The organism is Rhizobium aureum (genome assembly GCF_030182495.1).
GTDB lineage: Bacteria > Pseudomonadota > Alphaproteobacteria > Rhizobiales > Rhizobiaceae > Rhizobium > Rhizobium tropici_C.
The window spans coordinates 47,248-61,486 of the sequence record NZ_JAQJCI010000019.1 but is presented as its reverse complement, the minus strand read 5'-3'; the positions used below and the strand labels follow the sequence as shown (position 1 = coordinate 61,486).

12 protein-coding genes are annotated in these 14,239 nt (G+C 61.2%); all 12 read left to right on the top strand.

All coding sequences use genetic code 11. The features are described 5' to 3' along the window. Window positions 1-95: 95 nt before the first annotated feature. The 12 genes from mraZ (at window position 96) to murB (ending at window position 14,226) form a co-directional block, all read left to right on the top strand. The gene (mraZ, locus tag PH552_RS28360; RefSeq protein ID WP_112342557.1) at window positions 96-536 is read left to right on the top strand and encodes a division/cell wall cluster transcriptional repressor MraZ; all 441 of its coding nucleotides are present in this window, start codon (window positions 96-98) and stop codon (window positions 534-536) included. Window positions 537-550: 14 nt separating this feature from the next. Continuing rightward, entirely contained in the window at window positions 551-1,576 is a 1,026-nt protein-coding gene (rsmH, locus tag PH552_RS28355; protein WP_113249386.1) for a 16S rRNA (cytosine(1402)-N(4))-methyltransferase RsmH, read from the top strand. Between the two features lies 1 nt (window position 1,577). Then, window positions 1,578-2,093 carry a cell division protein FtsL gene (ftsL, locus tag PH552_RS28350; protein ID WP_113249385.1) on the top strand — a complete coding sequence of 172 codons (516 nt, stop codon included), beginning with the start codon at window positions 1,578-1,580 and terminating at the stop codon, window positions 2,091-2,093. Further along, a complete protein-coding gene (locus PH552_RS28345) occupies window positions 2,093-3,844 on the top strand; it encodes a peptidoglycan D,D-transpeptidase FtsI family protein (RefSeq protein WP_113249384.1) in 1,752 nt (583 codons plus the stop codon). Before ftsL ends, PH552_RS28345 begins: the two co-directional genes overlap by 1 nt. A 66-nt stretch (window positions 3,845-3,910) precedes the next feature. Next, a complete protein-coding gene (locus tag PH552_RS28340; RefSeq protein WP_113249383.1) occupies window positions 3,911-5,374 on the top strand; it encodes a UDP-N-acetylmuramoyl-L-alanyl-D-glutamate--2,6-diaminopimelate ligase in 1,464 nt (487 codons plus the stop codon). Beyond that, window positions 5,371-6,831 carry a UDP-N-acetylmuramoylalanyl-D-glutamyl-2,6-diaminopimelate--D-alanyl-D-alanine ligase gene (locus PH552_RS28335; protein WP_112342552.1) on the top strand — a complete coding sequence of 487 codons (1,461 nt, stop codon included), beginning with the start codon at window positions 5,371-5,373 and terminating at the stop codon, window positions 6,829-6,831. The genes PH552_RS28340 and PH552_RS28335 overlap by 4 nt, the downstream gene beginning before the upstream one ends. An 11-nt stretch (window positions 6,832-6,842) precedes the next feature. Then, complete coding sequence (mraY, locus tag PH552_RS28330; protein WP_112342551.1) at window positions 6,843-7,964, top strand: phospho-N-acetylmuramoyl-pentapeptide-transferase; 1,122 nt, start codon at window positions 6,843-6,845, stop codon at window positions 7,962-7,964. A gap of 7 nt (window positions 7,965-7,971) precedes the next feature. Further along, window positions 7,972-9,384: a UDP-N-acetylmuramoyl-L-alanine--D-glutamate ligase gene (gene murD, locus PH552_RS28325; RefSeq protein WP_113249382.1), complete on the top strand. Its 1,413-nt coding sequence runs from the start codon at window positions 7,972-7,974 to the stop codon at window positions 9,382-9,384. A gap of 1 nt (window position 9,385) precedes the next feature. Then, the gene (ftsW, locus tag PH552_RS28320) at window positions 9,386-10,540 is read left to right on the top strand and encodes a putative lipid II flippase FtsW (RefSeq protein ID WP_112342549.1); all 1,155 of its coding nucleotides are present in this window, start codon (window positions 9,386-9,388) and stop codon (window positions 10,538-10,540) included. Between the two features lie 181 nt (window positions 10,541-10,721). After that, window positions 10,722-11,843, top strand: coding sequence for an undecaprenyldiphospho-muramoylpentapeptide beta-N-acetylglucosaminyltransferase (gene murG / locus PH552_RS28315; protein ID WP_112342548.1), 1,122 nt, complete (start codon window positions 10,722-10,724; stop codon window positions 11,841-11,843). Then, a complete protein-coding gene (murC, locus tag PH552_RS28310) occupies window positions 11,840-13,255 on the top strand; it encodes a UDP-N-acetylmuramate--L-alanine ligase (protein ID WP_112342547.1) in 1,416 nt (471 codons plus the stop codon). The genes murG and murC overlap by 4 nt, the downstream gene beginning before the upstream one ends. Further along, window positions 13,252-14,226 carry a UDP-N-acetylmuramate dehydrogenase gene (gene murB, locus PH552_RS28305; RefSeq protein ID WP_112342546.1) on the top strand — a complete coding sequence of 325 codons (975 nt, stop codon included), beginning with the start codon at window positions 13,252-13,254 and terminating at the stop codon, window positions 14,224-14,226. The genes murC and murB overlap by 4 nt, the downstream gene beginning before the upstream one ends. The last annotated feature ends 13 nt before the right edge of the window (window positions 14,227-14,239 follow it).

Genomic DNA, 14,239 nt, shown 5'->3' with positions numbered 1-14,239 from the left:
GTCGGCCCTTTCGGTTTGCGAAGCTGTGTCCGATTTTGGCTGTGCCTGTAAGCGAGTAGCGGCTTACGGGTCATGGGGGACGGGTGTTTCGCGTCATGAACCGCTTCCTGTCAAATGCGACCAACCGGATCGATTCCAAGGGGCGGGTTTCCGTGCCGGCGGCGTTTCGTTCCGTGCTGGCCGACCGCAATATCCAGGAGCTGTACTGCTTTCAGGATTTTGTGTTTCCGGCGATCAGTGTCGGCGGTCTCGATCTGCTCGATCGCTTCGAGCGGCAGATTGTAGCAGACGATCCGTTTTCGCCGGCGGCGAACCAGATGTCGCTCCTCATTCATGGGGGCGGGGTCTTTATGAAGCTCGACGCCGAAGGGCGGCTGATGGTCACGGATTTCATTCGCGACTTTACCGGAATAGCAGGCGAAGTGACCTTTGTCGGTCGGGCGGATCATTTTCAATTGTGGCAACCGGAGGCCTTTCTGGCCTTGCAGGCGCAGGCACGAGAGGAGCGCAGGCTGGCGGGCAGGCGCTCGGAATAGAGCGGGGAAGCGGAATGGCGGCGAATTCAGGCGGAGGTTCTTCTGATGCCGGTGGCGGACCGGTTCGTCACATTCCGGTTCTCCTTTCCGAGGTGCTTGACGCGCTCGCTCCGGCGCCCGGCAAGGTCATTCTTGATGGAACGTTCGGGGCTGGCGGCTATACCTCAGCCATTCTTGCCGCCGGCGCCGATGTGATCGCGCTTGATCGCGATCCGACGGCGATCGCGGCGGGGCAGGCGCTCGTTTCGGCCCATGCCGGTCACCTCAATCTCATCCAATCGCAGTTTTCCCGGCTGGCCGACCATGCGCCGGCAGCTGGCCTCGATGGCGTCGTGCTCGATATCGGCGTTTCCTCCATGCAGATCGACGAGGCTGAGCGCGGCTTTTCCTTCAACAAGAACGGTCCGCTCGACATGCGCATGTCGGCCAGCGGCGTGTCGGCTGCCGATGTCGTCAATCGCGCCAAGCTCGCCGATCTCATTCGCATCTTTGTGTTCCTTGGCGAGGAAAAGCAGGCCCCGCGTATCGCGCATGCGATCGAGAAGCGGCGTGCGGAAGCTCCTTTCGTGACCACCCGCGATCTCGCTGGGTTGATCGAGGTTGTGACGCCGCGAAAGGCGAAGGACAAGATTCATCCCGCAACGCGGGTCTTTCAGGCCTTGCGCATTTTCGTCAATGACGAGCTCGGTGAGCTGGCCCAGGCATTGTTTGCGGCCGAGCGCGTTCTCAAGCCGGGCGGGCGCCTCGTCGTCGTGACCTTTCACTCGCTGGAAGACCGGATCGTCAAGAAGTTTTTTGCCGATCGTTCGGGCCGTGCTGCCGGGTCGCGCCACATGCCGATCGTGAATGAGCGGCCTGCCACCTTCGAGCCGGTCGGCAAGTCGATGATCTCCGCGAGCGATGCCGAGGCAGAGGTCAATCCACGAGCTCGCTCGGCCAAGCTGCGCGCGGGGCTTCGCACCGCCGCCCCAGCCGAAGCTGCCGATTTCTCGATCTTCGATCTGCCCAATCTCGCCAGTCTCGGAAAGCTCGGAGGTTGAGATGCTGAAGACTTTTGACATCGTGCTGATCGGCGTCATGACGGCCATGGCCAGCGTGACCTATACGATCAAGCATCGGGCCGAGCTGAAGCTGGAAGAGGTTCGCCGTCTCGAATCCGAGATCAAGCTCGAGAAAGACACGATCGAGCTTCTGAAGGCGGACTGGGCGCTGGTCTCGCAGCCGAACCGTCTTGAAAAGCTCGTCAACGCCTATAGCGGCGAGCTACAGCTGCAGCCGACGCTCTCGACCGCGATCGTCCAGCCGAGTGAGATGCCGATGCTGCGCTCGCAGCTTCCGCCGCCGACGGTGACGGCATCCAACGATCCAAAGAGCGGCAAGCCCGTCAAGGGCAATGCATCTATAGCCTCTAAGAACGGCGATACGACCGACGCGCAGATCAGGAAGGCGATTGCGGATGTGGCCGCCGCTCCGGCGCCGCGGCCGAAGGCGCCCGCCTTGGTGAAGCGCAAGAAGCCAGACATCGACAATATCGCAACGGGATCGGTGGACGAATAATGTCTTTTCTTTCTCGCATCATGGTTCTGAAGAGCAAGGCGCACTTCTCCACCGACGGCAACAATCGACCGAGCGATGGTTTTTCGCGCTCGACCTTCGAAGGTGCGCGCAAGCGCAAGGCGACCCAGGCCAGGAGCCGCGTCGTTCTGCTGGTGGCCAGTTTCATCGCGGTCTATTGCGTGATCGGTGCTCGTCTTGCCCAGTTCGCCATGACGCCGCCGGATACGACGTCAAGCATTTTGCCGCCGGATCGCCTCATGGCGTCGCGGCCCGACATCGTCGATCGCAATGGTGCCCTTCTGGCAACTGACATCCGGACCGTATCGCTGTTTGCCGAGCCGAACAAAATCATCGACCCGGATGAGGCCGTCGAGGAGCTGCGCAAGGTCCTGCCGGATCTCGATGCCAAGTCCACCTATAAGAAGCTTTCGGTGAAGAGTTCGCATTTTGCCTGGCTGCGCCGCCAGCTGACGCCGAAACAGCAGAGCCAGATCCTGGCGCTCGGCATTCCCGGCATCGGATTCCGCCCGGAAAAGCGCCGCTTCTATCCCGGCGGTTCGACCGCTGCCCATATTCTCGGCTACGTCAATATCGACAACCGCGGCGTTGCCGGCATGGAGAAGTATATCGACGACCAGGGGCTCGCCGATCTCGCCGCCGCAGGCATGACCAACGACCAGCCGCTGCAGCCGGTGAAGCTCTCCATCGATCTGCGCGTGCAGGATATCGTCCATGATGCGGTCGTCAACGCCGTCAAGAATTTCCAGGCGAAGGGCGCCGGCGCGGCAGTGATCAATGTCCACACGGGCGAAGTGCTCGCCATGGCGTCCGCGCCCGATTTCGATCCGAACTACCCGAACGAAGGTGCCGCCGAAGGCTGGCTCAATCGCATGACGAACGGCACGTTCGAAATGGGATCGACCTTCAAGACCTTTACCATGGCCATGGCATTCGATTCCGGCAAGGTCACGCTGCGTGACGCTTTCGACGCTACCAATCCGATCCGTATCGGCGGCTTCACCATTAAAGATTTCCACGGCCAGCATCGCGTGCTGACCGTTCCGGAAATCTTCCAGTATTCGTCGAACATCGGCACCGCGAAGATCGCCGATCTCGTCGGCATCGACGCGCACAAGGAGTTCCTCACCCGCATCGGCTTGCTTACCAAGATGCAGACCGAATTGCCCGAGGTGAAGATGCCGACACAGCCGCGTGTCTGGAAGAAGATCAATTCGATCACGATCTCCTTCGGTCATGGCGTCTCCACGACGCCGCTGCAGACAGCCGTTGCCGGTGCAGCGCTCGTCAACGGCGGCAAGCTGATCGAGCCGACTTTCCTGCCTCGCAGCCGCGAGCAGGCCGATGAGATTGCCAAGCTCGTCGTTAAGAAGAGCACGAGCGACAACGTGCGCTTCCTGCTGGATTTCAATGGTTCGAAGGGATCGGGCCGTGCTGCCCGCGTACCGGGTTACGATGTCGGCAGCAAGACCGGCACGGCCGACAAGGTCGTCAACGGCCGGTACTCCAATACGCTGAATTTCAATACCTTCATGGCCGCGTTCCCGATCGACGATCCGCAATACATCATCATGACCTTCTGCGATGAGCCGAAGACCGGTGAGCATGGCGGCACCATCTCGGCCTACACCGCAGCGCCGATCGCGCGTGACATTATCGCCCGGGCGGCACCGATCCTCGGCATCCAGCCAAGTTTTGGAAACGGCAACTCGGCCTTGCTGGTGTCTTATTAAGCGTGAAAGAATACACACGTCGATTCGCGAGGGGCGGACTGATCGAGAAGGCGAAAAGTACATTCGATGAATTTGCGGGACATTGCCGGAAATGGATTTCCGGAACTCAACACACAGATTGGCGGGACGCTTGGCGATCTTGAGATAATCGGAATTTCCGCCGACAGCCGGAAGGTGTCGCCTGGCATGGCTTTCGTCGCTGTGGCCGGTACCAAAGCTGATGGGGCGAGCTTTATCGCCGATGCCGTTGCGCGCGGGGCATCGGTCGTGGTTGCGGGTCATGGGGCCGATGCCGGCAGCGTACCCGTGCTCTCGGTTTCCGAGCCGCGCCGTTTTCTTGCCGTCTCGGCGTCGCGCTTCTACGGACGGCAGCCGGAAACGATGGTGGCGGTGACGGGGACCGCGGGCAAGACCTCCGTTGCCTCCTTCACACGTCAGATCTGGGCCTATGCCGGTCATCCGGCTGCCATGATCGGCACGACCGGCGTTGTTTCGCCGACCCGCAACGAATATGGCGCCCTGACGACGCCCGATCCGGTGTCGCTGCACAAGCTGCTGGCCGAACTCGCCAACGAAGGTGTCACGCATGCGGCCATGGAGGCTTCCAGTCACGGCCTCGATCAGTTCCGGCTCGATGGCGTGAAGCTCGCTGCTGCTGCCTTCACCAATCTCGGCCGTGATCACATGGATTACCATCCGACAGTCGAGGATTATATGGCCGCCAAGATGCGGCTGTTTAGGGATTTGCTGCCGAAGGGTTCGCCGGCCGTGATCTTTGCCGATGATGCCTGGTCGGCACAGGCCATCGCCGCCGCCGGCGAGGCAGGGCAGGATGTGCGTACCGTCGGACGCAAGGGTGATTTCCTGACGTTGAAGCGCGTCGAGCATTTCCGCCACAAGCAGATCGCCGAGGTACATGTCGGCGACGATATCTTCGAAGTTCATATCCCGTTGGCCGGGGATTTCCAGATCGCCAATGCGCTTGTTGCCGCTGGCCTTGCCATTTCGACCGGGGTCGCGGCGCCGATCGCCATGGCGGCACTGGAAAAGCTCGTTGGCGCATCCGGTCGCCTGGAGCTTGTCGGTCACACGCATGACGGTGCGCTGGCCTATGTCGACTACGCTCACAAGCCCGATGCGCTCGAGAACGTTCTGAATTCGGTGCGGCCGTTCACGACGGGCCGTGTCATCGTCGTCTTCGGTTGCGGCGGCGATCGGGATCGCGGCAAGCGCCCGATCATGGGCGAGATTGCCTGCCGTCTCGCCGATGTCGTCGTCGTTACCGACGACAATCCGCGATCCGAGGATCCGACAACGATCCGCGCGGAGATCATGGCGGCGGCCAGCTGTGCGATGGAGATCGGCGATCGCGCCGAAGCAATCCGCACGGCGGTTGGCATGCTGACATCCGGCGACACGCTGATCGTCGCCGGCAAGGGGCATGAGGAAGGTCAGACGATCGGCAGCGTGACGCTGCCGTTCTCCGATCATGCCGAATTGCGCAAAGCATTGGAGGAGTTGAAGTCTTGAGCTGGTTATGGACAACTGAGGATCTGATCGCTGCAATCTCGGGCCGCTTCGTCGGATCGCTGCCTGAGGGCATTACGGGCATTTCCATAGACAGTCGTTCCATCCAGCCGGGCGAAGCCTTTTTTGCCATCAAGGGCGATCGTGTCGATGGCCATGATTATGCCAATATCGCCATGGCGAACGGCGCCGCTTTCATCGTGATTAGTGAGGCACGGCTGCCGGCCATGGGCAGCCTGGCTGTGCCGAAGGTAGTCGTGGATGACGTCTTGGCGGCGCTTGCACGGCTCGGTGCCGCCGCCCGCAAGCGTACACAGGCCAAGATCATCGCCGTCACGGGTTCGGTCGGCAAGACGACGACCAAGGAGATGCTGCGCCGGGCGCTGACGCCTTCTGGCAAAGTGCATGCCTCCGTTGCTTCCTTCAACAATCACTGGGGCGTGCCGCTGACATTGGCCCGCATGCCCGAAGACACCGATTTCGGCGTTTTCGAAATCGGCATGAACCACCCCGGTGAAATTCGCCCGCTGGTCAAGATGGTGCAGCCGCATGTGGCGATCATCACCACGATTGCCCCGGCACATCTCGGCAATTTCAACAGCATCAGTGAAATCGCAGCCGCGAAGGCGGAAATTTTCGAGGGTGTCGTGCCGGGCGGCCATGCCATTCTCAATCACGACAGCGATCAGTTCGAGATGCTGGAACATGCCGCATTGGAGGCAGGCATCGAGCATGTGCACAGTTTCGGCCAGCATGCGAAGGCCGATGTGCGCCTTGCGGAATTCAATGCCTCGGAAGAAAATTCGACGCTTTGGCTGACGATCGGCGGCGAGACCATGGAGGTGGCGCTCGGCGCGCCCGGCCGCCATATCGCCGAAAACGCGCTTGCCGTGCTCGGTGCTGTCATGCTGGTGGAGGCCGATCTCGACGAGGCGGTCGATGCCCTGGCGGATCTGCAGCCGGAAAAGGGCCGGGGACAGCGCCACAAGCGCGCGATCGGCAACGGCTATTTCACGCTGATCGACGAAAGCTACAACGCCAACCCAGCATCCATGCGCGCGGCTATCGCGCTGCTGGCGACGACCTCGCCGCATGCGGGTCCGGGCGGGCGGCTGGGCAGGCGGATCGCCGTTCTCGGCGATATGCTGGAGATGGGGGATTACGCCCAGCGCGTGCATGCCAACCTTGCCGGACCGCTGCTGGCGGCCGGCATCGAGCATGTCTGGCTGGCGGGTCCGGAGATGGCGGCTTTGAGAGATGAGCTGCCGGAAAGTGTTCATGTCGAATATCGCGAGACGACGGAGGAGCTCTCGGAATTCGCGCTCAATTCAGTCGCCCCTGGCGACGTCTTGATGGTGAAATCGTCGCTGGGGCTGGGATTTGGAAAGATCGTGGCGGGCTTGCTTGACAAGTTTCCCGCATTTTCCGACACGGGGCCCCACACCCATCAGGGGCTTTAGAAAGGGCTCTTATGCTGATCTGGCTTGCCGAACTGTCGGACCATATTCATTTTTTCAGTACTCATTTCAGATTCCTCAATCTGTTCAGATACATCACGTTCCGTACCGGCGGTGCCCTGTTCACGTCAGCGTTGATCGTCTTCCTCTTCGGGCCGCGAATCATCTCCTCCCTGCGCGTGCGCCAGGGCAAGGGGCAGCCGATCCGCGCCGACGGTCCGCAGACGCATTTCAAGAAGGCCGGCACTCCGACGATGGGTGGGCTGATGATTCTGGCCGGCATCGTCGTCTCCTCGCTGCTTTGGGCCGATCTTGCCAATGTCTATGTCGTTGCCACCCTGCTGGTGACGCTCGGCTTCGGCGCGATCGGCTTCTATGACGACTATCTCAAGGTGACCAAGCAGAGCGACAAGGGCTTTTCCGGCCGCGCGCGCCTCGGCATCGAATTCATCATCGCGGCTATCGCCGTCTACTTCATGATGACGACCGCGCTATCTTCCGGCCCGGCCGGTTCGACCTTCGGGTCGTCTGTCGCCTTCCCCTTCTTCAAGAGCCTGCTGCTCAATCTCGGCATGTTCTTCGTGTTCTTCGGTGCATTCGTCATCGTAGCCGCTGGGAATGCCGTCAACCTGACCGATGGTCTCGACGGGCTTGCTATCGTGCCGGTCATGATCGCGGCCGCCTCCTTCGGCATCATCTCGTATCTGGCCGGAAACTTCGTTTTCGCCGACTATCTCGCGATCAATTTCGTGCCCGGTACGGGCGAACTGGCCGTGGTCCTTGGCGCGGTTATCGGAGCGGGTCTCGGTTTTCTCTGGTTCAACGCGCCGCCGGCCGCCATCTTCATGGGCGATACCGGTTCGCTGGCGCTCGGCGGCATGATCGGCTCTGTCGCTGTCGCCACCAAGCACGAGATCGTCATGGCGATCATCGGTGGTCTTTTCGTGCTGGAAGCGCTTTCCGTCATCATTCAGGTCGGCTTCTTCAAGATGACCAAACGCCGTGTCTTCCTCATGGCACCCATCCACCATCACTTCGAAAAGAAGGGCTGGACGGAAAGCCAGGTCGTCGTGCGTTTCTGGATCGTTGCGGTCATCCTGGCGATGATCGGCCTGTCCACCCTGAAGCTGCGGTGAGGCGCCGATGATCCCCGTCACCACGCTGAACGGAAAGAAGGTCGCTCTCTTCGGCCTCGGCGGCTCGGGCTTCGCCACGGCGCGAGCGCTCGTCGCCGGTGGCGCCGAGGTCACGGCCTGGGATGACAATCCGGATAGCGTGGCCAAGGCGGCAGCGGAGGGAATAGCGGTTGCCGATCTCAGGACGATCGACTGGAACAGCCAGTCCGTCTTCGTTTTGTCGCCAGGCGTGCCGCTGACGCATCCGAAGCCCCATTGGACCGTCGATCTCGCTCATGCCGCCGGTGTCGAGATCATCGGTGATGTCGAGCTTTTCGTCAGGGAGCGGCGGGCGCATGTCCCCGATTGCCCGTTCATCGCCATTACCGGCACGAACGGCAAATCGACGACGACTGCGCTGATCGCCCATATCCTGCAATCGAGCGGCCGCGACACGCAGCTCGGTGGCAATATCGGGACGGCCGTCCTGACGCTTGATCCGCCGAAGGCCGGGCGCTTTTATGTGGTCGAATGCTCCTCCTACCAGATCGATCTGGCGCCGACACTCAACCCTTCGGCCGGCATTCTGCTGAACCTCACGCCCGATCATCTCGATCGGCATGGCACGATGCAGCACTATGCCGACATCAAGGAGCGGCTGGTCGCGGGCAGCGGCGTGGCCGTCGTCGGCGTCGATGACAGTCATTCCTCCTTGATCGCCGATCGCGTAGAGCGTGCCGGTGGAAAAGTGACCCGGATTTCGCGCCGGCATGCCTTGGCGGATGGCCTCTATGCGGAGGGCAGCCGCATCATGCAGGCAGCGAGCGGTGCTGCACGCGAGATTGCCGATCTCGACGGGATCCAGACCTTGCGCGGCGGCCATAATGCACAGAATGCCGCGGCGGCAATCGCCGCCTGCCTTGCCGTCGGCGTTTCGGCCGAGGAAATCCGGACTGGGCTGAAATCCTTCCCCGGCCTCAAGCATCGCATGCAGCCTGTGGGAAAGCGCGGCCGAGTGGTCTTCGTCAACGATTCCAAGGCGACTAACGCCGATGCGGCGGCACCTGCGCTTTCGAGCTACGAGAATATCTATTGGATTGCCGGCGGCCTGCCGAAAGAGGGCGGGATCACGACGCTTGCGCCGCTCTTTCCGCGCATCGCCAAGGCCTATCTGATCGGCGAGGCCGCACCTGCCTTTGCCGCAACGCTCGGGGAGCAGGTGCCCTACGAAATTTCCGGTACGCTGGAACGGGCCGTCGCGCATGCGGCAGCCGATGCAGACAGGGATGAACATGCATCCGCGGCGGTGATGTTGTCACCGGCTTGCGCAAGTTTCGATCAGTATAAGAATTTCGAGGTCAGGGGCGACGCCTTCGTCAGCCATGTGGCTGCGATCGAGGGTGTCACCATGCTGATCGGTTCAGCAGCTGGAGGCAAATGATATGGTAAGCCGCGTTGAACGTGGGGCCTTGGCCGAATGGTTCTGGACCATCGACCGCGTGTTTCTCGCCCTTTTCATTTTGTTGATCGGCATCGGTTTCATGCTTTCCTTCGCGGCTTCACCCGCGGTGGCGGAGCGTATCGGGCTTGAGCCATTCCACTTCGTCAAACGCCACGCCCTGTTCCTCATCCCGGCGATTGCGGCGATGATCGGCATTTCCTTCATGTCGCCGAGGCAGGTGCGAAGGACGGCTGTCATCCTGCTCGTCGTCTCGCTGGCGATGATGCTTTTTGCGCTTTTCTTTGGCATCGAGGTCAAGGGATCGCGGCGCTGGGTCAATATCGCCGCCCTGTCGATCCAACCTTCGGAATTCATGAAGCCGGCTTTCGTCGTCGTCTGCGCCTGGCTGTTTTCCGAACATGCACGCCAGCCGGAAATCCCCGGCAATCTCTTCGCCATCATCCTGTTCGGCATCGTCGTCGCGTTGCTCGTCGCCCAGCCTGACCTTGGCCAGACCATCCTGACGACCGCCGTCTGGGGCGGCATGTTCTTCATGGCAGGCATGCCCTGGCTGTGGATCATCGTGCTCGGCGGTCTTGGCGCCGGCGGTTTCGTCGCAGCCTATTACGTCTTCGATCACGTGGCGCAACGCGTGAACAAGTTCATGACGGGCGAGGGCGATACTTTCCAGGTCGATACCGCCAAGGAAGCGATCGTTCACGGCAACTGGTTCGGCGTTGGCCCCGGTGAAGGCATCGTCAAGCGTATCATTCCGGATGCCCATACCGACTTCATCTTCTCGGTGGCCGCCGAAGAGTTCGGTGTCATTTTCTGCATGGTGCTTGTGCTCATCTTTGCCTTCCTGGTGCTGCGCGGCCTGTCGCATGCCTATAAGGAAAAGAACGATTTCAACCGTTTCGCCGTTGCGGGCCTCGTGCTGCAGATCGGCATTCAATCGATCATCAATATCGGCGTGAACCTGCAGCTGCTGCCGGCCAAGGGCATGACGCTGCCGCTGATCTCCTATGGTGGGTCATCGATGACCGCGATCTGCGTGACGGCGGGCTTCATCCTGGCGTTGACGCGTCACAGGCCGGAAAAGCGCGCGCAGGATCGCACCCTGTTCCGCGTGACGCACGGGCTGCCGGCGGAGTGATCGTCTTGGGACTATCTGCCATTTGCTCTCGATATCTCCTGGCTATCCCTCATTCTCCGGTCGCTTTTCAGGAAGCGGCGGTCTATGAGGGGGGCTTGGCCTGGGTCGATGACGCGGCCGTGGCGGCTTCCTATATTAGGGAGATGCCCCGAGTAGTGGGGTGTTCGCGGGAGCGAAAATTATGAGTAAAGGCATTGTCCTTCTAGCCGCCGGCGGAACCGGCGGTCACGTATTTCCGGCCGAGGCGCTGGCCTATAAATTGAAGGAGCGCGGCTATTCCGTGCACCTCGTCACCGACAGCCGCGCCGAACGCTATGCCGGCAAATTTCCGGCTGAAGAAATCCATGTCGTACCCTCGGCGACGATCGGGTCGAAGAATCCGCTGAAGGTTGCAAGCGCGCTTTGGACACTGTGGAGCGGCATGCGCGCGGCGCGGAAGCTGATCCAGAGACTGAAGCCCGTCTGCGTCGTCGGCTTCGGCGGTTATCCGACGGTGCCGCCGCTTCTTGCCGCCACGCGCATGGGTGTGCCCTCCATGCTGCATGAACAGAATGCCGTCATGGGCCGCGCCAACAAGATGCTGGCGACGCGCGTCCGTGCGATTGCGGGCGGGTTCCTCACGGATAACGGCGCATTTGCGGAAAAGACGGTCACGACGGGAAACCCCGTGCGCCCGGCCGTCATCGATGCTGCCAAGCGTCCCTATGTGCCGTCGGGACTGGACGATCCGTTCAATCTGGTCGTTTTCGGCGGCAGTCAGGGTGCGCAGTATTTCTCGAAGGCCGTGCCTACGGCAATCAGTCTGCTTGAGGAGCCGCTGCGCAAGCGCCTGCGCATTACCCAGCAGGTGCGCCCGGAAGATATGGAGACAGTCAACAGCTGCACGAGAAAGCTTGACATGGGGGCTGATGTCGCACCGTTCTTCACCGATATGGCCGAGCGCATCGGCGCCGCGCATCTGGTTCTCTGCCGCTCAGGTGCCTCCACGGTCTCCGAGCTTGCGGTTATCGGGCGCCCGGCGATTCTCGTGCCTTATCCGCATGCGCTCGATCACGATCAGGCAGCCAATGCGGCTGCGCTGGCGGCAACCGGCGGCGTCAAGGTGATCGCGCAATCGGAACTGACGCCGGAAAAGCTTTCCACCATCCTGCGCGGCGCCATGACCATGCCGGAAAAGCTCGCAAAGATGGCGGCATCAGCCAAGCAGGCAGGCAAGCCGGATGCGGCAAACTTGCTTGCCGACATGGTTGAGGTTATTGCCGCGGGACGTTCAATTCAGCAATTCAAGGGGGCAGGCGCATGAAGCTGCCGAAGGCTATCGGCCTTGTGCATTTTATCGGTATAGGCGGTATCGGAATGAGCGGCATTGCCGAGGTGTTGCATAACCTCGGCCATCGCGTGCAGGGTTCCGATCAATCGGAAAGCGCCAACGTGCAGCGGCTGCGCGATAAGGGTATTCCGGTTCATATCGGCCACAAGGCGGAAAACCTCGGCGATGCCGAAGTCGTTGTTGTCTCCACCGCAATCAAGAAGAGCAATCCCGAGCTCGTCGCCGCACGCGAAAAGCTGCTGCCGGTCGTGCGCCGAGCCGAAATGCTGGCTGAACTGATGCGCTTCCGCAGCGCCATCGCCATCGGCGGCACGCATGGAAAGACCACGACGACGTCACTCGTGGCGACGCTGCTCGAAGCCGGCGGACTTGATCCCACCGTCATCAACGGCGGCATCATCAATGCCTACGGCACCAATGCGCGCATGGGCGCCGGCGAGTGGATGGTGGTCGAGGCCGACGAATCGGATGGTACTTTCCTGAAACTGCCGGCCGATGTGGCCGTTGTCACGAATATCGATCCGGAGCATCTCGATCATTACGGCAATTTCGATGCAGTCCGTGCCGCCTTCCGGCAGTTCGTCGAGAATGTGCCGTTCTACGGTTTCGGCGTCATGTGCATCGATCATCCGGAAGTGCAGTCGCTGGTCGGGCGCATCGAGGACCGCAAGGTCATCACCTATGGCGAAAACCCGCAGGCAGATGTGCGTTTCTCGAATGTGCGCATCGACGGCACGCGCTCGCTGTTCGACATCGAAATCCGCAGGCGCCGCACGGGCAAGGTGATCCAGATCAAGGATCTCGTCATGCCGATGCCGGGCCGCCACAATATTTCCAATGCGACGGCGGCCGTTGCCGTTGCCAACCGGCTGGGGATCTCCAGCGAGGCGATCGCCAAAGGGCTCGCATCCTTCGGCGGCGTCAAGCGCCGCTTCACGCTGACCGGCGAATGGAACGGGGTCAAGGTCTTCGACGATTACGGTCATCACCCGGTTGAAATCAAGGCGGTGCTGAAGGCCGCGCGGGAAGCCTGCAAGGGGCGCATCATCGCCGTTCATCAGCCGCACCGTTATACGCGCCTGTCGAGCCTCTTCGAGGAATTCGCGGCCTGCTTCAACGATGCCGACAGCATTTTCCTGGCGCCTGTCTATGCGGCTGGCGAGGATCCCATCGAGGGTGCCGATTCGCAGACGTTGGTTTCGCGCATCAAGGCTAGCGGTCATCGCGACGCGCGCTATCTTCCATCGCAGGAAGATCTTGCCGCCATGGTTGCAGAGATTGCGCGACCGGGTGATTTTGTGGTTTTGTTGGGGGCTGGCAGCATCACATATTGGGCAGCGTCATTGCCAAAGGAATTGGAAGGCCTCTCGGGTAAGTCCGCATGAAACAGGTAAATGGGGAAAAGCTTCTCGCGTCGCTCGGCGACAGTGTAAAGAACATCAGGGGCCGGCTGACGCCGGACGCGCCGATGGATCGTGTTACGTGGTTCCGCGCCGGCGGACTGGCGGAACTGATGTTCCAGCCGCATGACATGGACGATCTTGTCGCCTTCCTGAAAATATTGCCGGAAGATGTACCGCTAACGGTCGTCGGAGTGGGCTCGAACATACTGGTGCGCGACGGCGGCATTCCGGGCGTCGTCCTCAGGCTTTCGGCCAAGGGTTTCGGCTCCGTCGAGCTTGCCGGCGAAAATCGCATCCTGGCAGGCGCTATTTGCCCCGACAAGCATGTCGCGGCCATGGCGATGGACAACAGCATCGGCGGCTTTCATTTCTACTACGGCATTCCGGGCAGCGTTGGCGGTGCCGCGCGGATGAATGCAGGCGCCAATGGCGCCGAAACGCGCGAGCGCGTCGTCGAGGTGCATGCGATCGACCGCAAGGGCGACAAGCATGTGCTTAGCAATGCCGAGATGGGCTACAGTTACCGGCATTCGGATGCCCCGGAAGACCTGATCTTCACGCATGTCCTTTTCGAGGGCTATCCCGAAGATCGCGCCAAGATTCGCGCCGAGATGGATGCCGTGCGCGCCCATCGCGAAACCGTGCAGCCGATTCGGGAAAAGACCGGCGGCTCGACCTTCAAGAATCCGGAAGGCCATTCCGCCTGGAAGCTGATCGATGAAGCGGGCTGCCGCGGTCTCGTCATCGGCGGCGCGCAAATGTCGTCGTTGCATTGCAACTTCATGATCAACATGGAGCAGGCGACAGGCTACGATCTGGAATATCTGGGTGAGCAGGTGCGCCGCGAGGTTTTCGAGAAATCCGGCATCAAGCTGGAGTGGGAGATCAAGCGTCTCGGTTACTTCATGCCCGGCCGGGAGGTTCGCCCGTTCCAGGGTGTCACGTCGGAGTAAGGAGTGGCCTGTT